We start from the raw sequence: 21923 nt of genomic DNA on the forward strand, positions 1-21923 counted from the left end.
CGCCCTGTTCCGAACCACTCCCCCTCAACCGCTCATTTACCATCCCGCCTTATGGTGAATCATGTGCTGAGATCCCCTGAGGTCCCGGCCGGTTCAGTAGCGTCGGGTGGAGTGAGCGTTGCGTACAGTCCTGTCCCATGCGCGCCGGCGGCGTCGCGCGATGCTTGTGGCCGCCACCCTCGCAGCACCGCTGCTTGCGGCTCCCGCCCCGGTCTCGGCCGAAGGCCTGTTCGACTTCTTCTTCGGCGGCATGCAGCAGCAGCGTCCGCAGCGCGAGGTGCCGCAGCAGGCGAGCTCCTACGCCGATCCCTTCACCGGGCAACAGAACGCCGCAAACCCGCAATATGTGCCACCGACCCGCGCGGCGGCGGCGGGCGGCTCGGGACCTGCCTTCTGCGTGCGCAGCTGCGACGGCAAATATTTTCCGCTGATGCGCGGCCTCACCTCACCGGCGCAGATGTGCCAGGCGTTCTGTCCCGCCAGCGCGACCAAGGTCTATTTCGGCTCCTCGATCGACGGTGCCGCCTCGCAGACCGGCGAGCGCTACGCCGACAGCGAGAACGCGTTCGCCTATCGCAAGGCGCTGCGGGCCGATTGCACCTGCAACGGCCGCGAGCCGGTCGGCCTTGCCCCGGTCGATCTCGCGCTGGATTCCTCGCTGAAAGCCGGTGACGTGATTGCCACCACCGACGGGCTCGTCGCCTATACCGGCATCCGCGTCGGCAACGACCAGGCTGCGGATTTCACCCCGGTCGCCTCCTATCCCGGCCTCACCGCCCAGGTCCGCGCGCGGCTCGGCGAAATGAAAGTGGCGCCGGTGCGCGCGGAAACAGTGTCGGCGGATACGCCCGCCGCGGAGATCGTGCGCGAGCCGCTGCCCAGCGTGACAGTGCCGAAGACGACGGCGCAGAAGCCGGCGAAGCGGGCGGGGTTGGAGTAGCTCTCGCATCCCGGACGGCGACGCAGCGCGAAGCGATGCGCTTTGTCCGGGGCACGGCGATCACCTCCCGATGATCACCCCGATCACGTTCGGCGCGGCCAGATACTTCTCCTCGATCGCCGCGCGCGCGGCGGCGCGGTTGTCCGGCGTCAGGAGGCCGCGCTTCTCGGCCAGGATCATCCAGCAGAAGCCCCACCAATCGGTCAGCATGCCCTGGTCGCCGACAAGGTCGTAGCCCTGCTCGGCCGCGAAGATGCGCGCCTGGGCTTCGTCCAGCGTGTCGAGAAACAGATGATCCTCGGTCGAAAACAGATCGTCGCTGACGTCGTCGATGGTGTAGCCCCAGATCGACTGGCACACCGCGTTGAACTCGCGGTCGAACTGGTCGTCGTCGATGCGCTGGCGCCGCGCTGCCTGATGCAGCCGCGACAGCGAGCGCGCGAAATCAGCGATCCGGGTGAGGGCAAATTGATCGAAGGCGATGGTGGACATCTAGTCCTCGCAAAGTCTGACAGACGCTAGATATTGTGTCGGCAACGCGCCGAATCACAATGATATATCAAAGACTTGCTAAAGTGTTCTTAATTCGTTCTGTAATCGATCATGATCCCCGCTGGCCTGCCTGGGCGCCGGAATCGAAAGGGGCCGCCTCGCAGCGGCCCCTTGCCGGTTACAATCTTGTTCGGGATCAGAAATGCCAGCCCCGGCAAGCGTGACGTTAGAGCCGGCAACGCGCTTGGGCGATTCCGGAAAACTACCGAACGTAGTGCTGTCCTATTCGGCCGGCTCAAGAGCAGCGTGAGGCCGCAATGGCATGGACGCGGCGGTCGCCGAGCAGGTGAGCGACGAAGCCATTGGCCGGAAAGATCTTGGCGAAAGCGGCGTCGCGGATGCTGAGGCCGCCGGCATAAGCGCCGAACGCCGGCATCACCGCGCGCATCCCGTCGCAGGCGAAGCAGCGGCGCTCCATGGAGCGGCCGCGCGCGGAGACGCGCGCCTTGGGATGGAGATGGCCGGCGATCTCGCCGTGTGCGCCGGTCGGCTCGTGGCGAAACGTGATCGGGCCGATCGCGACCTCTTCGGCGACGGTGCCGCCGAGATCGCGCGGCAGCATCGGATCGTGGTTGCCGGAGATCCAGATCCAGTCGCGCCCGGCCTGCAGCGCGGCAACGGCCTCGCGATCATCAGGCGACAACCGCTCGTGCGCCGTGCGGTCGTGAAAGCTGTCGCCGAGCGCGATCACGGTGCGCGGATCATGGCGGGAGATGACAGCAGCGAGACGGCTCAGCGTCGCCAGCGTGTCGTAAGGTGGCAGCAGCACGCCGCGCATGGCGAAGCTGGAGCCTTTTTCCAGATGCAGGTCGGAGACGACGAGCAGGCGCTGCTCCTCCCAGAACAGCGCGCCGGAGAGATCGGCGGCGAAGGTCACATCGCTGACGGTGACTGTGGACACGCGCATGTCGTCGACATCCCCTGAAACCTGCGCGCCTGTCGTCACGTCTTACCCGCTTCTATCCATCGCCTCTTTGACGAGCTCGTCGGCGGCTTCGGCCAAAAGCTCGTCTGCAGCCTCGCCATAAACTGACTCGCGGCCGATTTCCAGCATCACGGGGACAGCCAGCGGAGAAACGCGGTCGAGTTCCCGCAGCGTGATGCGACCCTGGATGCGCATCAGCATGTCGCTGAGGCGGCGCAAATCGAGCAGGCCGGTGGCGGCATCGGCGCGCGCGGCGCGCAACAGGACGTGATCGGCCTGATGCTTGCGCAGCACGTCATAGACGAGATCGGTCGAGAACAGCACCTGGCGGCGGCTCTTCTCTTCGCCGGTGTGCCGGCGCGTGATCAGGCCGGAGATGATCGCGCAGTTGCGGAAGGTGCGCTTCATCAGCGCGGATTCGGCAAGCCAGGCCTCGAGATCGTCGCCGAGCATGTCGGGGTCGAACAGCGCGTCGAGATCGATCCGGCCGTCGCGGATCATGAAGGAGAGATCGCCGAGCGCCCAGATCGCCACCGCATATTCATTGGCGACGAAGCCGAGCGGCCGCGCGCGGGCGCGCTCCAGCCGCCGCGTCAGCAGCATGCCGAGGGTCTGATGCGCGAGCCGGCCTTCGAAGGGATAGCAGACCAGATAATGCTTGTTGGCGCGCGGAAAGCTCTCGACCAGCAGCTCACGCACCGCAGGCACTTTGCTGACATCCTTCTGCAGCGACAGCCAGTCGCGCACCTGCTCCGGCAAGCCGCCCCATGCGCGGCCGTCATCGAGCAGCCGGCGCACGCGTTCGGCGAGATAAGTCGAGAGCGGAAACTTGCCGCCCATATAGGACGGTACCTTCGGGTCCTTGTCATGCGCGCGCGAGACGTAGACCTGGTCCTCGACCAATGTTTCGTAGCGCACCACCTCGCCGGAGAATACGAACGTGTCGCCGGGGCTGAGGCCCTCGATGAAGGCTTCCTCGATCTCGCCGAGCAACCGGCCGCCGCGCGCGATCACGCCGGTCGATCCGCCTGTCTTTCCCGCACCGCCGCGGCGCGAACGCACCAGCCGCACCTTCAGCATGTCGTCCTCGACGATGGTGCCGACATTCATGCGGTAGCTCTGCCGCACCTTGGGATTTGCGACGCGCCAGCGCCCCTCCTTGTCCTGCTTGATGCGGGCGAAGCGTTCATAGGTCTTCAGGGCGTAGCCACCGGAGGCGACGAAATCGACGACGTCGTCGAAATCCTGCCGCGACAGCTCGGCGTAGGGCGCTGCGGTGCGCACCTCGGCATAGAGCTCATCGGAGAGGAACGGCTCGCCGCAGGCACAGCCGAGCACATGCTGGGCCAGCACGTCGAGCGCGCCCGTGCGCAAGGGCGGCGTGTCCTGCGCGTTCTCGGCGATGGCGTCGATCGCGACGCGGCACTCCAGCACTTCGAAACGGTTGGCGGGCACCAGCACCGCGCGCGAGGCCTCGTCGAGGCGGTGGTTGGCGCGGCCGATCCGCTGCATCAGGCGCGAGGATCCCTTGGGCGCGCCGATATTGACCACGAGATCGACATCGCCCCAGTCGACGCCGAGGTCGAGCGAGGAGGTGCAGACCACGCCGCGCAAGCGTCCTGCCGACATCGCGTCCTCGACCTTGCGGCGCTGGGCGACGTCGAGCGAGCCGTGATGCAGCGCAATGGCAAGGCCGTCATCGTTCATGCTCCAGAGATTCTGGAACAGCATCTCGGCCTGGCTGCGGGTGTTGACGAAGACCAGCGTGGTCTTGTTCGCCTTGATCAGCTCGTAGATCTCAGGCAGCGCGTGGCGCGCGCTGTGGCCGGCCCAGGGCAGGCGCTCGCGCGTGTCGAGCATCTCCACCTCGGGCGGCGCGGCACCGCCGGCGACGACGATGTCGGCTGCCCGCTCCTGGCCATCGGGTTGCGGCACCAGGAAGCGCGCCAGTTGCTCCGGCTCCGCCACCGTTGCCGACAGGCCGATCGCGCGCATCTGCGGCGCCAGGCGCCACAGCCGTGCAAGCCCGAGCGAGAGCAGATCGCCGCGCTTGGACGTCACCAGCGCGTGCAGCTCGTCGAGCACGATTCGCTTGAGGGACGAGAACAGGAACGGCGCGTCGTCGGAGGACAACAGCAGCGCAAGCTGCTCGGGCGTCGTCAGCAACACGTCGGGCGGATAGCGCCGCTGCCGCTGGCGCCGCGACACCGGCGTGTCGCCGGTGCGGGTCTCGACCTTGATCGGCAGCGCCATCTCCGCGATCGGCCGCTCCAGATTGCGCGCGATGTCGACGGCGAGCGCCTTCAGCGGCGAGATGTAGAGCGTGTGCAGGCCGCCGGAACGTTGCACGCCGCGGCCGGTGGAGACGAGGCTTTGCTTCTCAGCCGCCTTGCGCTCAGCCGCCTCCGTCGAAAGCTCCACCAGCGTCGGCAGAAATCCCGCCAGCGTCTTGCCGGCGCCGGTCGGTGCGATCAGCAGGGCGCTGGCGTCCTCGCGCGCCTTCTCCAGCAGCGCCAATTGATGCGCGCGCGGCGACCAGCCCCGGCCTGCAAACCATTGCTGGAAGCGGCCAGGCAGCAGAGCGGCCGGCTCGGCCTGAATTCTAGGGATACGGCGGGTCACACCATGACAGGTAGGCCGTGGCGATGGCTTCGTCGAGGGGGGCGGGCCTTCGCGTACGCACTGCCGATTCGAGGCGAGCGGGTCTCTAGATCGTCATGGCCGGGCTTGTCCCGGCCATCCACGCCTTCTGACGGCGCACCGAGAACGTGGATGCCCGGGACATCTAGCGCGAGACGCGCTTCGCGCTTTTGTCCGGGCATGACGACCTCTTGTGAAGGCCGGAATTGGTTCCTCCCCGTACAAGGAGGGCCAGCGGCCTCACGCCCCGGCCGGCACCTGATCGAGAAATCCGGTCACGCTTCTGATCCGGCCGTCCTTCAGCACGGCGAAATCCGTGCCCTTGATCGGGCTGTCGGTGCCGTCGGGACCAAGTCCCCAGGAAAAGCGGATGTGGTCGCCGTAGCCGTTGGGCTCGCCGATCAGCTTGAATTTGAAATCGGGAAAGCGCTGCTGCACGCCTGATATCAGTGCCTCGATGCCGTCGCGGCCGTCGCCCTTCATCAGGGGATCGACATAGCTCGCATCATTGGTCCAGTTCTCGCTGAGCAGCTCGCGGCGTCGGCCGGCCGTGCGCTCGTTCCAGAGCTCGATGTAGCGGCGGGCGATGGTGACGGGGTCGGTCATGGTGCTCTCCTTCGATGGGGCCGTGATCGGCTGTCCCTGACTATCGAAGGTTCGCGCGCGCAGATCGATTACCTCGCGGGTCATCTTTGCGCAAAAAAAGGAGCGCGATGATCTCGTCATCGCGCTCCCCATCGCATGCGAATTGCTCGTGAAGACTACTTCGCGGCAACCACCATGATCTCGACGGTGTATTGCGGCGCCGCCAGCTTGGCTTCGACGGTGGCGCGCGCGGGGGTGTTGCCGGGCGAGACCCAGGCGTCCCACACCGCGTTCATCTCGCCGAAGGTCTTCATGTCGGTGATGTAGATCGTGGCCGAGAGCAGCTTCGACTTGTCGGTGCCGGCCTTGGCGAGATGGCCGTCGATGGTCGCCAGGATGTCCTGGGTCTGTTTCGTCACGCTTTCGCCGGCGGCCTTGTTGGCGACGACACCGGCGAGATAGACGGTGTTGCCGTGCACGACGACCTGGCTCATGCGCGGGCCGGTTTCGAAACGCTCGATGCTCATTTGCGGATCTCCTCACTGGAATGGCGGCCCTGTCTAGCCCAGAGCCCTTCGCGGTGCCACCCCCGGCACGCATGCGTTATCTGCGGTGCATGCGTCGCCGCCGCACATGCCGCACTTACGGAAACTGACTGAAAAAAGCCCAGATCGTCTCGGCGCCGTCGATGTCGCTGTTCTGCGGCCCCAGCATCTTCGTCGCGACCCTGGGGAAGCGGGCATCCGGAGAAGACCCGGGCATGCGATGACCGCCATGATTGACGCGGTAGAGCACGACGTCGTGGCCTGCAGGACAGCGCGAGGTGATCCGGGTGACCGTGGACTGATCCGCAGGAGGCTTGTCAGGCAGATCGGCCGCCGCCGCGTCCCCCGTCTCGCAGCCATTGAGCTTGCGCCAGAACGCCAATGTCTGCTCGGTCGACCAGAATCCGTCTGCGGCATAATAGCTCGATCCGCGTCCGCCCTCGTAAGGCACCAGCGGATCGGCCGTGCCGTTCATGAGCAGCATCGGCAGCGGTCGTGACGGATGGCAGGTGACGGCGGCCTCGTCCGTGAGGTTCATGATCACGCTGGCGCCGGCCGCGAACAAATCGGCGCGGGCGCAAGCCAGCGTCATCGCCATGGCGCCGCCATTGGAGATGCCCGCGACGAACACGCGCTTTGCATCGGCCGTCCCGTCAGCCACCAGCTTCTCGACGAGCTTTGCGATGAAGGCGACGTCGTCGGTGCCCGGAGGCGGCCCGCTAAGCGCGGGCCCCGCCTTCGTTCGTGCATCCGCCCATGCATGGTTGAGGCCGTCGGGAAAGACCACGGCCAGGCCCTCGCGCTTTGCGACCTGCGGCCAAGCCGTCCGCGAGATCATGTCGTCGCCGCGCTGGGTCTTGCCATGCAGCACGATGACGAGCGGTGCGGGCTTCCTGGCCGGCAGCTGTGCGGTGTAGGAACGCTTCGCACCGTTAACGTCGATCGTCTCGGCGGATGCCGGCGATGCGGCGGCCAATGCCGCAACCAGCGCGCCGATGCGCAGCATCCAATGCCGCATGACCTACCCGACCGCCTTTGCCGCCGCGCGGCCCGCATTGCGGCCCGAGAACAGACAGCCGCCGAGGAAGGTGCCTTCGAGCGAGCGATAACCATGCACGCCGCCGCCGCCGAAGCCGGCGGCCTCGCCGACGGCATAGAGGCCGGGAATGACACTGCCCTCGCCGCCGAACACGCGCGAGTCGAGATCGGTCTCGAAGCCGCCCAGCGTCTTGCGGGTGAGGATGTTGAGCTTGACAGCGATCAGCGGCCCCTGCGCGGGATCCAGGATCCGGTGGGGTGAGGCGGTGCGGATCAACTTGTCGCCGATATAGCGGCGCGCATTGTGGATGTTCATCACCTGCGCATCCTTGACGTAGGGATTGGCGATCTCGCGGTCGCGCGCCTCGATCTGCATCCTGATATGCTCGAGCTTGAGGAGGTCGCTGCCGGCAAGCTTGTTCATCTCCGCAACGAGGTCCTCGATCTTGTCGCGCACGATGAAGTCGACACCATGGCTTTTGAACGCCTCCACCGGCGCCGGCGCACCCTTGTTGGTGGCGCGCTTGATCGTCATGCGCCAGCTCTTGCCGGTCAAATCGGGGTTCTGCTCGGAGCCCGACAGCGCAAACTCCTTCTTGATGATGCTCTGGGTCAGGATGAACCAGGAATAATCATAGCCGGTCGACATGATGTATTTGAGCTGGCCGAGCGTATCGGAGCCGGGGAACAGCGGTGCCGGCAGCCGCGTACCCGTGGCGTCGAACCACATCGAGGAGGGGCCGGGCAGGATGCGGATGCCGTGGCGCGGCCAGATGGGATTCCAGTTCTGGATGCCCTCGACATAATGCCACATCCGGTCGCGGTTGATCAGCCGCGCACCCGCTGTCTCCGTGATACCGATCATGCGGCCGTCGACATGCTCGGGCACGCCGGAGATCATGAATTTCGGGGGATCTCCGAGCCGCTTCGGCCAGTTCTGCCGGACCAGCTCGTGATTGCCGCCGATGCCGCCGGACGCCACGATCACGGCCTGCGCCTTCAGCGCGAACTCGCCGACGACGTTGCGCGACGAGCTCTGGCCGCGCTCGACGTTATCAGGGGCGAGCACGGCGCCGCTGACGCCATCCACCGTGCCGTTAGTGATCGAGAGCGCGTCGACGCGGTGGCGGAACCTGAAGCTCAGCCGGCCGCTCTTCATCGCCTCGCGCGCGCGGCGCTCGAACGGCTCGACGATGCCGGGCCCGGTGCCCCAGGTGACGTGAAAGCGCGGCACCGAATTGCCGTGGCCCATCGCGTCATAACCACCGCGCTCGGCCCAGCCGACCACGGGAAAGATGCGATGGCCCATCGCCCGCAGCCAGGCGCGCTTCTCACCGGCCGCGAAGGCGACATAGGCCTCGGCCCATTGCCGCGGCCAGAAATCCTCGTCGCGGTCGAAGCCGGCGGCGCCGATCCAGTCCTGCATGGCGAGGTCGAAGGAATCCTTGATGCCGAGCCGGCGCTGCTCGGGCGAATCGACCAGGAATAATCCGCCGAACGACCAGAATGCCTGGCCGCCGATCGACTGCTCGCCTTCCTGATCGACCACGATCACGCGCTTGCCGGCGTCGGCAATCTCGGTGGCGGCCACGAGGCCCGACAGTCCCGCGCCGACGACGATGACGTCCGTTTCCTCAGCCATGCATGTCCCCCTCCAAGTTCGTCCCCATGAGTTCCCCCCTGTAATCGCCCGGATTGAAGCCAGCGGTTGTAACTGAGATCAAGGGCGTGGCGCGCAAGACATCGTTAACTTGTTCCACTTTGGGATAGAGACCCTTCGAGTGCAGCGCGGACGCAACACTGGATTTGAATTTGTTTTGAGCCAGCCGGCCTGCCTAGACAAAACCTCGGTTACGACGGACGCTAGCCGTGCATCACCACCTGACACGCAGATTCGAATTCGACTGGGGCGGGGGCCAATGAAGTTTCTCACGGGGTTGCTTGCGGCGGTTCTGCTGATCGCTGGCATGGGGGCTTCTCACGCGGTGGTTCGGATCGCGGATGACCGCGGTGGGCGGATTGGAACCTACGTCGACAAGTACCAGGACCTCAGGCAATCAGGCGAGACCGTCATCATCGACGGCCTCTGCGCATCCGCCTGCACCATCGTCCTCGGCGCCATCCCGCATGACCGCATCTGCGTGACCTCGAGCGCGACGCTCGGCTTCCACGCAGCCTGGGATTTCGGCAGCAATGGCCGGGCCGTCACCAATGCCGAGGCGACCCAGATGCTCTATGCGATGTACCCCTCGCAGGTGAAGCGCTGGATCAGCCAGCGCGGCGGCCTCACCCCGCACATGCTCTTCCTGAAGGGCAGGCAGCTCCAGGCCATGTACAAGCCCTGCTACCTGGACGCGCAGGCCTCGACCATCAAGCCGGCGCGGCGTCCTCTCCCGCAAACGGACCAGATCGAATCTGCCCGGGGCCAGCTCCTGCACTGACCCTCTCAGCCTGACGAAACCGTTTCGGCCCGCCCGTGGCTTGCCCGCCGGCGGGCCAAAGCTTATCTGAGAGCTTGGAACCGGGGCCTTCGCCCCCCGATCGTTGTCATGGCTCAACCACTGCACCCGACGCATCCGCTACAGGACAATTCGCCCACTGCTGGCCGGACGCCTTCCGTGCTGCTGTGGGCGGGCGCGGCGACCTCCGGATTGCTCGTCCTCGGCGCCCTGGCGCTGTGGTTCCACTACGGCACGCAGATGTTCTTCGAAATGATCAGGACCGGTTTCGCCGCCTGCTTCTGATCCGCGACAGGAAGTTTTCCGCTCATGAGCTCCGCCACCCGTCCGCTGGTGATCGCGACCGCCTTCGCCGCAAGCCTCGTCGTCGGGCTGCTGATCATGTTCTGGGCCATGGGCGGGGTCAGCAAGGTGGCGCAGCCGGCCGCGATCGGCGGCCCGTTCCAGCTCACCGACCAGAACGGCAAGGCCGTCACCGACAAGAACCTGAAGGGCAAGCCGACCTTGATCTTCTTCGGCTACACCCATTGCCCCGACGTCTGCCCGACCTCGCTGTTCGAGATCTCGGAAGTGCTGCGCGCGCTGGGCAAGGATGCCGACAAGGTCAACGCCGTCTTCATCTCGGTCGATCCCGAGCGCGATACGCCGGCGACCATGAAGGAATATCTGTCGAGCTTCGATCCGCACCTCGAAGGCCTGTCCGGCGATCCCGCCGAGACCGCCAAGGTCGTCACCTCCTACCGGGTCTACGCCAAGAAGGTCCCGACCAAGGACGGCGACTACACCATGGACCATACCGCGCTGATCTACCTGATGGACCGCGACGGCCGCTTCGTCTCCCCGTTCAATCTGAAGCGGACGCCGGAAGAGGCGGCGGCGGATTTGAAGAAGTATCTCTGAGGGCCGAGCGAGGCATTCCACGTCGTTATGGCCGGGCTCGTCCCGGCCATCCACGTTCTTGGGGCGGTCGGAAAGTTCGTGGATGCCCGGGCATGACGGCGGACGACCTTCACCTATCCGCATTTCGGCTCGCCTTCCCGGCCGGATGGTCTATAAGGCCCTCCGATCCCAACGAAATTCGTTCATTTCCGGCCGATGGCTCCATCGCAACAGGCGAAATCGTCCAAATCTGCCCGTAGCTTGCTGACCGGGCTCGTCGTGGGCGCCTGCCTGCTCGCGGCCCCGCCCGTCGCGAACGCCCAGGCTCCCGCCAAGCAAGCCCCGGCGGCCCCCCAGGCTACGCCGCAGGTCGCGCCCCAGGCGGCCCCGCAGGCCGTGCCCGGCTTCTGGGACCCGCGGCGGCGCCCCGAGCGGCCCGACCTGTCGCGCCTGACCGTGATCCGCTTCCTGACCGAGACCGATTATCCGCCGTTCAACTACACCGGCGCCGACGGCAACCCGGCCGGCTTCAACGTCGATCTCGCCCGCAGCCTGTGCGAGGAGATCAAGGTCACCTGCACGGTGCAGATGCGTCGCTTCGAGACGCTGGTCGACGCGCTCTCCTCCAACCGGGGCGACGCCATCATCGCCTCGATGGCGGTGAGCCCGCAGCTGCGCGCCCGCGTCGATTTCACCGATCCCTATTACCGCGTGCCGGCGCGCTTCGCCTCGCGCAAGGACGCGGTGATGCCGGAAATCCGCCCCGAATATCTCGAGGGCAAGAAGGTCGGCGTCATCGCCGGCTCGGCGCACGAGGCCTATCTCAAGGCCATGTTCACCGATGCCGAGCTGCATCCCTATCCAAGTGACGATGCGATGCGCGCAGCCTTGCGCAAGGGCGAGGTCGATTTCATCTTCGGCGACGCCATCTCGCTGGCGTTCTGGATCAACGGCACCGATTCCGGCGATTGCTGCGCCTTCTCCGGCGGCCCCTTCGTCGAGAGCCGCTTCTTCGGCGAAGGCATCGGCATCGCCGTGCGCAAGGGCAACGACGTGCTGCGCCAGGCCCTGAACTGGGCGCTGTTCCGCGTCTGGGAAAAAGGCCGCTACACCGACCTGTGGCTGCGGTATTTTTCGGTGAGCCCGTTCTGACCATCAATCGTCATTCCGGGGCGCGCGAAGCGCGAACCCGGAAATCCCGAGATTGTTGAACTGTCGCTCCAAGGATGGTCCGAAGGACCAGACCCGGAATGGCAACAACCGTTCTTTTGCATTCTGCCCGGAAATCGCTATTTTCCGCGGCCCGGAGGCCCTTCTTGATGTCCGTTATCGATCCCAGCATGAGCCCGAGCGATTTGCGTGCGCTCGCCGAACAATCCAACGCCTGGCCGTTCGAGCAGGCCAAGGCCATCGTTGCGCGGCTGAAGAAGAGCCCGAAGGACGAGGTGCTGTTCGAGACCGGCTACGGGCCGTCGGGCCTGCCGCATATCGGCACGTTCGGCGAGGTCGCGCGCACCTCGATGGTGCGGCACGCCTTCCGCGTGCTGACCGAGGACAAGATCAAGACGCGCCTGCTGGCCTTCTCCGACGACATGGACGGCTTCCGCAAGGTGCCCGACAACGTCCCCAACAAGGAGATGCTGGCCGCGCACATCGGCAAGCCGCTGACGCGGGTGCCGGATCCGTTCTCCAACGAATATCCGTCGTTCGGCGCGCACAATAACGCGCGCCTGCGCGCGTTTCTGGATCATTTCGGCTTCGACTACGAATTCGCGAGCTCGACCGACTATTACACGTCGGGCCGCTTCGACGCGACGCTGCTCAAGATGCTCGCCGCCTACGACAAGGTGATGGACATCATCCTGCCGACGCTCGGCCCCGACCGCCGCGCCACCTATTCGCCGTTCCTGCCGATCAGCAAGACTACAGGTGTCGTGCTGCAAGTGCCGATGATCCGCCGCGACGTCGCGGCCGGCACGGTGACCTATGTCGACCCCGACACAAACCAGGAAGTCGAGACGCCGGTGACGGGCGGCAACGTCAAGTGTCAGTGGAAGGCGGATTGGGCGATGCGATGGGTCGCGCTCGGCGTCGACTATGAGATGGCCGGCAAGGACCTGATCGATTCCGTGAAGCTGTCCGGCGCGATCGCGCGGGCGCTCGGCGCCACGCCGCCCGAAGGCTTCAATTACGAGCTCTTCCTCGACGAGAAGGGCCAGAAGATCTCGAAGTCGAAGGGCAACGGCCTGACCATCGACGAATGGCTGCGCTATGCCTCGCCGGAATCGCTGTCGCTGTTCATGTACCGCGAGCCCAAGGCGGCCAAGCGGCTGTATTTCGACGTCATTCCGCGCAACGTCGACGACTATCAGCAGTTCAGCGACGGCTTTGCCAAGCAGGACGGCAAGCAACAGCTCGGCAATCCGGTCTGGCACATCCACAACGGCAAGCCGCCGACGAGCGACATGCCCGTCACCTTCCAGCTGCTGTTGACGCTGGTGTCGTCGTCGAACGCGGAGAATGCCGAGACGCTGTGGGGCTTCATCGGCCGCTACCGCCCGGGCGTCAGCCCGCAGACGCATCCGAAGCTGGATGCGATGGTCGGCTATGCCATCAACTATTATCGCGATTTCGTTGCGCCGACGAAGACGTTCCGCGTGCCCACCGACACCGAGCGCGCGGCGCTGCAGGATCTGCGCGATGCGCTGTCGCAGCTTGCGCCGGACGCCTCGGCCGAGGACATCCAGAACGTCGTCTACGAGATCGGCCGCCGCGAGCCGTTCCTCGACCAGGTCAAGAAGGGCAAGGACGGCCGCCCCGGCGTCACGCTGGACTGGTTCAACATGCTCTACCAGGTGCTGCTCGGCCAGGAGAAGGGCCCGCGCTTCGGCTCCTTCGTCGCGGTGTACGGCGTGCAGAACGCGGTCAACATGATCGACGGGGCGCTGGCAAGGAGCGCGTGAGGCCGGTGTAGCCCGGATGGAGCGAAGCGCAATCCGGGGTTCTCACCAGATGCACGAGCCGCCCCGGATTGCGCCTCGCTCCATCCGGGCTGCGAACTCCCGCTCAGATCGACCTTAGCACGTAGCGCCGGTTGTCCTTCTGCACCGGGCGCGCATTCATCGGATAGAGCTTTGCGAATGCGGCGACGTCGGTGGCCGACACCTGGATCGGGGTGGTCAGCAGCAGCCATTCGACCACCTCCGAGCACGGCGGCGTCGTCAGCGAGCCGGGATAGCGGAAATAGCTGAGCTTTTGCGGCAGCATGGCGTGCGGATCGATGCCGGCATCGGCCTTCACCGCCGGGCCTTCCGCCGCCGGCATGGTCTTGACGATCTTGCCGAAGGCCGCGTTCGGCCTGCCCTCGGCCATCAGCACGCCGACCACGGCGAGCCCGCCGGCCTCGTTGCGATGGACGAAATGCGCCTCCATCGGAAAATTCTTGCCGCCGATCATGTGCTCGCTCGGCCGGTGGAAGTGCACTTGAAGCAGCTTGTACTTGACGTCGCCGAGCATCAACGTGCTGCCCTCGGCGAAATTGAGCTGGATCGTGTGGCCGTTGTTGACGATGGTGTCGGCGCTCTTGCCCCAATTCAGTTTCAGAACCGGCAATTGCGACTTGATCGTCCCCTCGATGTCGATCGGCGATTGCTGCAGGCCGACCGCGCAGGCCTTGTTGGCCGCGTCGAGATCGCCCCATTTGGCCGGGCCGCCGACGCCCTCATAGCTCCAATGCGCGCCTTCGGCGGCAAAGGCCGGCTTGCACAGCGGACAGAGCGCGAGACCCGCGAGGGCCTTCAAGGCATGACGGCGATTCATCGTATTCCCCTAAGATAAAGCTGGGCCGGCAATATCGGCCGCAACCTATGCGAGAGGGTCGGTGAGTCGCAATGGCGATCACGGGGATCAAGAAGGCTCACGTCTTGTTGCGGAAGGTCTCCAATACCTCCGCGACGATCTTCTGTCCGTTTCTGCGCAGCTTCCTGGAATCGTCCGCGTACGGGAGCAATAGCCCGATCTTGCAAATCATCGCGTCGATCATCCGGCTGAGCAGATCGACATCCTCCGCATTCAATTCGCCATCGCGCTTCAGCGCCCGCAGCGTCGCGATCAGGAGCGCGGTCGGATAGGTCTCCTCGATCTCGCGATAGCGCGGTTCGCCGAGCACGGCCTGCGCTTCCTGGATGACGATGCGCGCATAGGCCGACTCTTCGCAGGCGTCGAGATAGGCGTCGATGCCGGCGCTGAGACGGTCCCAGATCTTGCGCTCGCCCCTTGCCGCGGCCTCGATTCTGGCGGCCGCCTCGCGCTGCATGGCAACCACCACGGCGTCGAACAGCGCCTTCTTGTCCTCGAAGTGATGGTAGAACGCGCCGCGCGTGACCCGCGCCGCCCGCGAGATCGCCTCCATGCCCGCCGCCTGAAATCCATTGGCGGCGAACGCTTCGCGTCCAGCATCGAGCAGCGCCTGCCTGGTGGCCTCGCTGTACTCTTCCCGACGGCTCTTTGGAGGATCCTTCGCCCGCATCGCGCGCAACCTAATGCTTGACGCGTCGGTATCAAACCGCATATAACATACTCTATGTATGTATTAGACATATAGAATGTTGCGAGGCGGCCCATGGACGGCAGGCGGATGTTCGAGCTGGCGGAACGGCTGGCGATCGCGAAAAGCCGGCAGGACGTTCCTGCGGCGCTGGAGGTGCTGCATCCGGACATGGTGCTGGAGACGCCGGCCTTCGGCACCAGGGTGCAAGGTCTCGCCGAAAACGAGCGCATCCTGACGCGCTTCTTCAAGTCCTTCCCCGACTATCACGTCACGCTCGACGGCCACGCCAATTCCGCCGATACGCTGATCTGCTGGGGCACCGCCCAAATGACGATGACGGGCGATCGCTTCGGGGGCGAGCCCAACGGACGCCGCGCCGAGCTGCCCGTGTTCATCGCCTTCGCCTTTCGCGACGACAAAATCGTGCATGAACGCTTCGTCTTCGATCTCTCCGAGCTGTGCGCCCAATCCGGCCTCTCGACCGACACGGTCAGGCGCAAGCTGTTTGGCGATGCGACGCAGGCCGCTTAGCCGGCACATTCCATTCAAGACGTCCATCCGAGACAATCAAGGAGTGCCAGACCATGGCCGATCCCCGCCTCAAATCCGTCGGCGATCTCGAGACCCGGCATCTCCTGGACATCGTCGTCGATCTCGATCCCCGCCTCAATTTCGGTGCCGGGCCCGTCGGGCAGCGCGTGCTGTTCCGTGCAGCCAAGGGATCGTTCGAAGGCCCGCGCCTGCGCGGCGAGGTGCTGCAGGGCGGCGGTGACTGGGCCTTGTTTCGCGCCGATGGCACCATGACGCTCGATGTCCGCCTGTCGCTGCGGACGCATGATGGCGAGTTGATCTACATGACGTATGGCGGCCGCTGGGTGACGCCGCAGGCTCTGCGCGCCGAGATGGCGGATCCCGCGCGGCGCACCAAGGTCGATCCCGCCGGATATTACTTCCGCACCAATCCGCTGTTCGAAACCGGCTCGCAGAGCTACGCCTGGCTCAACGACATCGTCTGTGTCGGCAAGGGCTATCTCGTCGAGGGCGCGGTCGCCTACAAGATCTTCGAAGTGCTGTGAGGCGCTTCGTGGATGCAGTGAGCGAGTTGCGTCATGCCGGTGGTCGCAATGACAGACCTTCCCTCGCGCGGTCACTGGTGGCAGAGGGACTCGGCACCGCCTACCTCCTCATCGCGATCGTGGGTTCCGGCATCCTTGGCGAGAGGCTGGCCGCAGGCAATATCGCTCTGGCCTTGCTCGCAAATGCGCTCTCGACGGGGGCAGCGCTCTACGCCCTGATCGTCTGGCTCGCGCCGTTGTCGGGCGCTCATTTCAATCCACTGATCTCGCTGGTACTGGCATTTCGCGGCGACATCGCGCCGCGCGTCGCCGGATTATATGTGCCAGCCCAGCTGGCCGGCGCCATCGCCGGCGTCGCCATCGCTGACGCGATGTTCGACATGCCGCTCTACGCGCTGTCATCCCATCTGCGCAGCGGTCATTCGCAATGGCTGAGCGAATTCCTGATCACGTTTGGCCTGATCGGAATGGTGTGGACCTGCTCGCGCGTGCGGCCCTCCGCTCTTGCTGGCGCGGTCGCCGCCTATATTGGAGCCGGCTTCTGGTTCACTGCGACGGATTTTGCCAATCCAGCAGTCGCTCTGGCGCGCGCATTCACCGACACTTTCTCAGGAATTCGTCCGATCGACGTCCCCGGCTTCCTCATCGCGGAAATGCTGGGCGCTGTGGCGGCCGTGGCGTTGTTTCGCTGGCTCGTGCCGAGCTTGCGCTGACGACGAGCACCGTCACTGGCTCGTCCACACGATCCGCGCGACCCACGCCACCTCCCCGACGGCCATCGTCCGTCCGGCCGGTGACGCATCGAGCGACTGCAGCTCCAGGGTCTTCGCGGTACGGCGCCTCAGCGTCGCGATGGTCACCTCGCCCGCCTTGCTTCTCACCACCACGCGATCACCCTTGCGGATCGGCGCGCCCGGCGACACCAGGACGATGTCGCCGTCGCGGTAAACGGGGGCGAACGCATCGCCGGACATCTCCAGCGCAAACGTGTTGCTGTTCTCGGTGGTGGGAAGCGCGGTTTCGGTCCAGCCCTTTCCCGAGGGAAGGCCGGATTCGTCGAAGGCGCCGCTCGTGCTGGCCTGCGCGAAGCCGAGCATCGGGACCGAGCGGCCGTCGCCTGCATCATCGTCGATCAGCCGGGCGAAGCTGTCGATCGAGGAGTCGGTCGCCGCCAGCGCTTTTGCGATCGACTCGGTCGAGGGCCAGCGCTCGCGGCCGTCAGAGGTGACGCGCTTGGACCTGTTGAAGGTGGTCGGATCAAGCCCGGCGCGCTTGGCAAGGCCGGACGGCGACAGACCGGCGCGGGCCGCCAGCCGATCCAGCGCGACCCAGATCTGGTCGTGAGTCAGCATCCTCTGCGCTTTGGCCTGTCTGACCATGGAAGGTCCAGCCCGTCGCAACTCAGGAAAACTGTCCTCAAATCAACCGGTTTTCCGTTTTTCGCGCAAGAGGCAAGCGAGCCCGGTACCGGCTCGCGACGAGAAAACGCGTCAAAACAAGAATCTGCAGCCCCGTTCCGATTTCCTCGGAACGGACATGACCTGAGGTCTTGAGTTCGGCAGGGGCGGCCTTTACGGTCGCGCCGGGGTTTTTGAGGACCCGCAATAGACGAAAAAACCCAAAAGACTCAAAGAGCAAACGGGGCTGCGCAAGCGGTGGTCAAGATCTACAAAATCTGTCCGGCCTCGGCCTGGCGTGAGGCGGAGCGGCAGGGTGTCTACCTCGGCAGCGCGGACGATACGCGCGATGGCTTCATCCATTTCTCGACCGCCGCCCAGGTTCCCGAGACCTTGCGCAAGCACTATTTCGGGCAGCGCGCGCTGTTCCTGGTCGAGGTCGATGGCGACGCGCTCGGCAGCGAACTGCGCTGGGAGCGCTCGCGCAATGAGGAGCTGTTTCCGCATCTCTATGGCGAGCTCGATCTCGGCGCCGTCATCGCGGTGATGAACCTCAACATCCGCTCCGACGGCGGCCACGACGTTCCGGAGCTTACCCCGTGATCCGCGCTTTCGACGCCTTTTCCCTGCCGGTGCTGCGCTGGCTCGATCCGGAAGACGCGCACCGGCTCGCGATCCAGGGCCTGCGCTTCCTGCCGCCGATCAAGCCGCGCGCGGACGATCCCAAGCTCGCGATGCGCGCCTTCGGGCTCAACTTCCCCAACCCGATCGGCATGGCCGCCGGCTTCGACAAGAGCGCGGAGGTGCCGGATGCGCTGCTCCGGCTCGGCTTCGGCTTTGTCGAGATCGGTTCCGTGACGCCGAAACCGCAAGCCGGCAATCCGCGGCCGCGGCTGTTCCGGCTGGAGCGCGACGAGGCCATCATCAACCGCATGGGCTTCAACAATGACGGCGCGGACGCCGCACTGCGCCGCCTGGCCGCGCGCGCACAGCACGGCGGCATCGTCGGCGTCAATGTCGGCGCCAACAAGGATTCGCCCGATCGCGTCGCCGATTACGTCACGCTGATCGAGACCTTCGCGCCGGTCGCGAGCTACTTCACTGTCAACGTGTCTTCGCCGAACACGCCGGGCCTGCGCAGCCTTCAGGAAGGCGCGCTGCTCGACGATCTCCTCGCGCGCGTGATCGACGCGCGCGAGCGGGTCAGGCAGAAGGCCGGCGACACGCCGGTGCTGCTCAAGATCGCACCGGATCTCAGCCTCGCCCAGCTCGACGACGTCGTGCAGGTCGCGCGCTCGCGCCGGGTCGACGGTATGATCGTGTCGAACACGACGATCGCGCGGCCGAGTACGCTGCGTGAGCAGATGCGCGCCAAGGAGCAAGGCGGCCTGTCTGGCCGGCCGCTGTTCCGCCTGTCGACGCGGATGGTCGCCGAGACCTATGTGCGCGTCGAGGGCGCCTTCCCGCTGATCGGCGTCGGCGGCGTGGATTCGGGCGGCGCCGCGCTGACCAAGATCCGCGCGGGCGCGAGCCTGATCCAGCTCTATTCGTCGCTGGTCTACAAGGGCCTCGGCCTCGTCGACGAGATCAAGCGCGACCTCACCTCGACGCTGCTCCGCACCGGGCGGGATTCGCTGTCCGAGATCGTCGGCGCGGATGCCGCGACGCTGACGGCGGAAGACTGGCCGGGGATGTAAGCCGCTCTCGTGCCACGGCTCTGCGCCGCAGCGTTTCACGCTGCGGCGCGTCCAGGACACCAAAGCTAAGATTTCGCGAACGTCGCCCGGAACTGCGCCGGATAGCGCGCAGCCTGCAAGCCGCCGCGCGAGAGGTAGGAGGCCATCAGCGCCCACCACAGGCCGGCATTGCCGAACGATTGTAGCGCCCACCAGGTGGCGAGGAAGATCGCGAGCGAAGCCAGCATCAAATTGCGCATCTCGCGCGCCCAGGTCGCACCGATATAGATGCCGTCGAAGCCGAAGGCGAACACGCCGGGGATCGGCGCGAGCACGACGAAGGGCAGGAATTCGCGCGCGGCCCGGCGCACGTCTTCGCTCGCGGTCATGACATCGATCAGAGCCGGCCCGAACAGCGCGAACAGCACCGCGACGACGATGGCGAAGCCGAGCCCCCAGAGCAGCACCAGCCGGGTCGAGGCGGCAAAACCTTTTGCATCGCGTGCGCCGAGGGTGCGGCCGCAGAGCTGCTGGGCGGCATTGGCCAGGCCGTCCAGGAAGAAGGCGCTGATGAACAGGAAATTGTTGAGCACGGAATTCGCCGCCAGCGTGACGTCGCCGGCCTGCGCGCCCTTGGCGGTGAAGAACAAGAACACGGTGATCAGCGCACCGGTGCGGATCATGATGTCGGAGTTCACCGCCAGCATCCGCAACAGCTTGTCGCGGTCGAGCAGGGTCGCGGTGGGCACGGCGAAGCCGCCCGCGGCATAATGGCGGCAGACGAGCACGCCGAGCACGAACCCGATCGCTTCCGACACCAGCGCGGCGATCGCGGCACCGGCGATGCCGGCATCGTAGACCAGCACCAGCAGGATCGTCGCCGCCATGTTGACGAGGTTGATGACGACCTGAAGCAGCAAGGCCGAGTTGGCGCGGGCCTGACCGATCAGCCAGCCGAGGATGACGTAATTGGCGAGCGCGAACGGCGACGACCAGATCCGGATCTTGAAGTAGGTCTGTGCGGCCCGCGTTACCCCCTCGCTGCCGCCCATGAGGTCGAACAGCACCGCGGCCAGCGGCCATTGCAGCACGATCAGCGCGCCACCGATCAGGCCGGCGACGATGAAGCCGCGCGCCAGGATCGCGGCGGGCTCGCGCGTGTCGCCCGCGCCCAGCGATTGCGCGGTGAAGGCGAGCGTGCTCATGCGCAGGAAGCCGAACAGCCAGAACAGGCAGTCGAAGATCACCGACGCGATCGCGACGCCGCCGAGCAGCGCGGCATCGTCGAGCCGTCCGATCGCCGTGGTCGAGACAATGCCGATCAGCGGCGTGGTGAGGTTCGCCACCATCGCGGGACCGGCGATGGCGAACACCTGGCGGGAGCCAATCTTGAGGGGAACGGGCGCGTGCATCTCAGAATACGAGGACCATGCCGTCTTCGGCGGCGAGATGCGCAATATCGTCCAGGCGCGCGAGCATGTCGTCGCTCATATGGGTGAGGACAAGGCGTTTTGCGCCGATGGCGGGCAGATGCTGTTCCAGGGTTTTCAGGCTGAGATGGTTCTTGACCACCTTCTCGTACATATAGGCTTCGGCGATGAAAAGGTCCGCGCCATGCGCCAGCGGAATGAGCGTCTCCGTCCACTCGGTATCGGCGCTGTAGGCGAGCGTGCGGCCCTCGGCCTCGACGCGGTAGGCGAGGAAGGGGCCGCCGGACTCGCCGTGCACCACGGGGTACGGCGTCACCGTCACGGTGCCGAATGTCCGGTTTTGCCCGGGCGCGAGCTCGACGACATCGAGCTCGAAGCGCTGTTTTGTCTTCGAGGAGTGCTCGAACAGCGCCTCCATGACGTCACGCAGCCGCCGCTCGATGCCTTGCGGGCCCGCGATCGTCAGGGGCCGCGTCCGCCGGGAGAATTGGGCGTCGAGCAGCAGGAACGGCAGCCCGGCAAAATGGTCGCCGTGGAAATGCGTGATGAGAATGAGGTCGATGTCGGCGCGATCAATCTCGAGCCGCTTTAGCGCCGGCAGAGCCGACGCGCCGCAATCGATCAGGAAGTTGGCCTCGCGCCCCGATATATGGAAGCAGGTATTGAGCCTGCCGCCGGAGCCGAAGGCGTCGCCGCAGCCGACGAAACGGAGTTGCATCGGCTGCGGACTCCCAATTCCTTACCGGCTGCGCGGCGCGCCGAACACGCGCGAGAGCAGCCAGATCGGGATCACGATGACCGCGCCAAGCAGGAAGTAGCGCCACAGCCAGTTGATGGTGTCGAAGCCGAGATCCCACAGCCGCTGGAACAAGAGGCGGATGCTATAAATGATGTTCCAGGGATCGAATCCGATCGCGGCGAGCACGACGCCGACCAGGATCGAGAGCAGGACCAGGCGGAACGCGACGGCCAGCGGCGAGCCGCCGAGAAAGCGGTTCAGGCCATCGCTGCGGCCGGCCGGCAAATCTCTGACGTCTTGGACCATCGCAAGCTCCTCAAGCGGATTCGACCCCATTATAGGGCACGGCGAGGCAGATGGGGAACCCGCAAGGGCGCGTCAATCGGGTTACGGGAGTTTAATTCGGGCGAGCGGGCGAATTCGGTGGTGATGCGCTGCTCGCCGCGGGCTCTTTAGCCTCTCCCGCTTGCGGGAGAGGCCGCGCCGAAGGCGC

The 21923-nt window shown here is 65.7% G+C and carries 24 protein-coding genes; 11 read left to right on the forward strand and 13 right to left on the reverse strand.

The window, feature by feature from the left end; translation table 11 throughout:
• Positions 1 to 160 precede the first annotated feature (160 nt).
• Positions 161 to 940, forward strand: coding sequence for a DUF2865 domain-containing protein (locus XH83_RS33335; RefSeq protein ID WP_194404797.1), 780 nt, complete (start codon positions 161 to 163; stop codon positions 938 to 940).
• Positions 941 to 1000: 60 nt separating this feature from the next.
• On the opposite strand, the gene XH83_RS33340 is transcribed toward XH83_RS33335, so the two are convergent.
• The 7 genes from XH83_RS33340 to XH83_RS33370 form a co-directional block, all read right to left on the reverse strand.
• The gene (locus XH83_RS33340; protein WP_194404798.1) at positions 1001 to 1432 is read right to left on the reverse strand and encodes a hypothetical protein; all 432 of its coding nucleotides are present in this window, start codon (positions 1430 to 1432) and stop codon (positions 1001 to 1003) included.
• Positions 1433 to 1727: 295 nt separating this feature from the next.
• Positions 1728 to 2399: a ligase-associated DNA damage response endonuclease PdeM gene (pdeM, locus tag XH83_RS33345; RefSeq protein ID WP_194404799.1), complete on the reverse strand. Its 672-nt coding sequence runs from the start codon at positions 2397 to 2399 to the stop codon at positions 1728 to 1730.
• A gap of 42 nt (positions 2400 to 2441) precedes the next feature.
• Complete coding sequence (locus XH83_RS33350) at positions 2442 to 5039, reverse strand: ligase-associated DNA damage response DEXH box helicase (RefSeq protein ID WP_194404800.1); 2598 nt, start codon at positions 5037 to 5039, stop codon at positions 2442 to 2444.
• A gap of 258 nt (positions 5040 to 5297) precedes the next feature.
• On the reverse strand, positions 5298 to 5663 hold the full coding sequence (locus tag XH83_RS33355) for a nuclear transport factor 2 family protein (RefSeq protein WP_194404801.1): 366 nt from the start codon (positions 5661 to 5663) through the stop codon (positions 5298 to 5300).
• 155 nt (positions 5664 to 5818) lie between these two features.
• Positions 5819 to 6169, reverse strand: coding sequence for a RidA family protein (locus XH83_RS33360; RefSeq protein ID WP_194404802.1), 351 nt, complete (start codon positions 6167 to 6169; stop codon positions 5819 to 5821).
• 115 nt (positions 6170 to 6284) lie between these two features.
• Positions 6285 to 7205, reverse strand: a complete 921-nt coding sequence (locus XH83_RS33365) for a PHB depolymerase family esterase (RefSeq protein WP_194404803.1) — start codon at positions 7203 to 7205, stop codon at positions 6285 to 6287.
• A gap of 3 nt (positions 7206 to 7208) precedes the next feature.
• A complete protein-coding gene (locus tag XH83_RS33370; protein ID WP_194404804.1) occupies positions 7209 to 8867 on the reverse strand; it encodes an FAD-binding dehydrogenase in 1659 nt (552 codons plus the stop codon).
• Between the two features lie 277 nt (positions 8868 to 9144).
• On the opposite strand from XH83_RS33370, the gene XH83_RS33375 reads away from it, so the two are divergent.
• The 5 genes from XH83_RS33375 (at position 9145) to XH83_RS33395 (ending at position 13526) form a co-directional block, all read left to right on the forward strand.
• Positions 9145 to 9666 carry a hypothetical protein gene (locus XH83_RS33375; protein WP_194404805.1) on the forward strand — a complete coding sequence of 174 codons (522 nt, stop codon included), beginning with the start codon at positions 9145 to 9147 and terminating at the stop codon, positions 9664 to 9666.
• Positions 9667 to 9774: 108 nt separating this feature from the next.
• Positions 9775 to 9969 carry a hypothetical protein gene (locus XH83_RS33380; protein WP_194404806.1) on the forward strand — a complete coding sequence of 65 codons (195 nt, stop codon included), beginning with the start codon at positions 9775 to 9777 and terminating at the stop codon, positions 9967 to 9969.
• A 24-nt stretch (positions 9970 to 9993) separates the two neighbouring features.
• Entirely contained in the window at positions 9994 to 10584 is a 591-nt protein-coding gene (locus XH83_RS33385) for an SCO family protein (RefSeq protein ID WP_194404807.1), read from the forward strand.
• 195 nt (positions 10585 to 10779) lie between these two features.
• The gene (locus XH83_RS33390) at positions 10780 to 11715 is read left to right on the forward strand and encodes a transporter substrate-binding domain-containing protein (RefSeq protein WP_194404808.1); all 936 of its coding nucleotides are present in this window, start codon (positions 10780 to 10782) and stop codon (positions 11713 to 11715) included.
• Between the two features lie 167 nt (positions 11716 to 11882).
• On the forward strand, positions 11883 to 13526 hold the full coding sequence (locus XH83_RS33395) for a lysine--tRNA ligase (RefSeq protein ID WP_194404809.1): 1644 nt from the start codon (positions 11883 to 11885) through the stop codon (positions 13524 to 13526).
• Positions 13527 to 13629: 103 nt separating this feature from the next.
• On the opposite strand, the gene XH83_RS33400 is transcribed toward XH83_RS33395, so the two are convergent.
• Both XH83_RS33400 and XH83_RS33405 read right to left on the reverse strand, forming a co-directional pair.
• Positions 13630 to 14382, reverse strand: a complete 753-nt coding sequence (locus XH83_RS33400; RefSeq protein ID WP_194404810.1) for a carbonic anhydrase — start codon at positions 14380 to 14382, stop codon at positions 13630 to 13632.
• Between the two features lie 97 nt (positions 14383 to 14479).
• On the reverse strand, positions 14480 to 15091 hold the full coding sequence (locus tag XH83_RS33405; protein WP_194404811.1) for a TetR/AcrR family transcriptional regulator: 612 nt from the start codon (positions 15089 to 15091) through the stop codon (positions 14480 to 14482).
• 93 nt (positions 15092 to 15184) lie between these two features.
• Here XH83_RS33405 and XH83_RS33410 point away from each other — a divergent pair, with 93 nt between their 5' ends.
• The 3 genes from XH83_RS33410 (at position 15185) to XH83_RS33420 (ending at position 16901) form a co-directional block, all read left to right on the forward strand.
• Complete coding sequence (locus XH83_RS33410; protein WP_194404812.1) at positions 15185 to 15643, forward strand: ester cyclase; 459 nt, start codon at positions 15185 to 15187, stop codon at positions 15641 to 15643.
• A gap of 53 nt (positions 15644 to 15696) precedes the next feature.
• Positions 15697 to 16188 (forward strand): DUF3237 domain-containing protein, encoded by a 492-nt coding sequence (locus XH83_RS33415; protein ID WP_194404813.1) that lies wholly within the window; start codon positions 15697 to 15699, stop codon positions 16186 to 16188.
• 77 nt (positions 16189 to 16265) lie between these two features.
• A complete protein-coding gene (locus XH83_RS33420; RefSeq protein ID WP_305825907.1) occupies positions 16266 to 16901 on the forward strand; it encodes an aquaporin in 636 nt (211 codons plus the stop codon).
• Positions 16902 to 16913: 12 nt separating this feature from the next.
• Here the strand turns inward: XH83_RS33420 and XH83_RS33425 are convergent, their stop codons facing one another.
• Positions 16914 to 17567, reverse strand: a complete 654-nt coding sequence (locus XH83_RS33425) for a helix-turn-helix transcriptional regulator (protein WP_194404814.1) — start codon at positions 17565 to 17567, stop codon at positions 16914 to 16916.
• 276 nt (positions 17568 to 17843) lie between these two features.
• Here XH83_RS33425 and XH83_RS33430 point away from each other — a divergent pair, with 276 nt between their 5' ends.
• Positions 17844 to 18188, forward strand: a complete 345-nt coding sequence (locus XH83_RS33430) for a DUF952 domain-containing protein (RefSeq protein ID WP_194404815.1) — start codon at positions 17844 to 17846, stop codon at positions 18186 to 18188.
• Positions 18185 to 19282, forward strand: coding sequence for a quinone-dependent dihydroorotate dehydrogenase (locus XH83_RS33435; protein ID WP_194404816.1), 1098 nt, complete (start codon positions 18185 to 18187; stop codon positions 19280 to 19282). Before XH83_RS33430 ends, XH83_RS33435 begins: the two co-directional genes overlap by 4 nt.
• A 65-nt stretch (positions 19283 to 19347) precedes the next feature.
• Here the strand turns inward: XH83_RS33435 and XH83_RS33440 are convergent, their stop codons facing one another.
• Genes XH83_RS33440 through XH83_RS33450 form a run of 3 tightly spaced genes read right to left on the reverse strand, consistent with a single transcriptional unit; the run spans position 19348 to position 21736 of the window.
• On the reverse strand, positions 19348 to 20673 hold the full coding sequence (locus XH83_RS33440) for an MATE family efflux transporter (protein WP_194404817.1): 1326 nt from the start codon (positions 20671 to 20673) through the stop codon (positions 19348 to 19350).
• Between the two features lies 1 nt (position 20674).
• The gene (locus XH83_RS33445; RefSeq protein WP_194404818.1) at positions 20675 to 21409 is read right to left on the reverse strand and encodes an MBL fold metallo-hydrolase; all 735 of its coding nucleotides are present in this window, start codon (positions 21407 to 21409) and stop codon (positions 20675 to 20677) included.
• Positions 21410 to 21430: 21 nt separating this feature from the next.
• Positions 21431 to 21736: a DUF6460 domain-containing protein gene (locus XH83_RS33450; protein ID WP_194404819.1), complete on the reverse strand. Its 306-nt coding sequence runs from the start codon at positions 21734 to 21736 to the stop codon at positions 21431 to 21433.
• Between the last annotated feature and the right edge of the window lie 187 nt (positions 21737 to 21923).

The organism is Bradyrhizobium sp. CCBAU 53351, assembly GCF_015291745.1.
Lineage (GTDB): Bacteria > Pseudomonadota > Alphaproteobacteria > Rhizobiales > Xanthobacteraceae > Bradyrhizobium.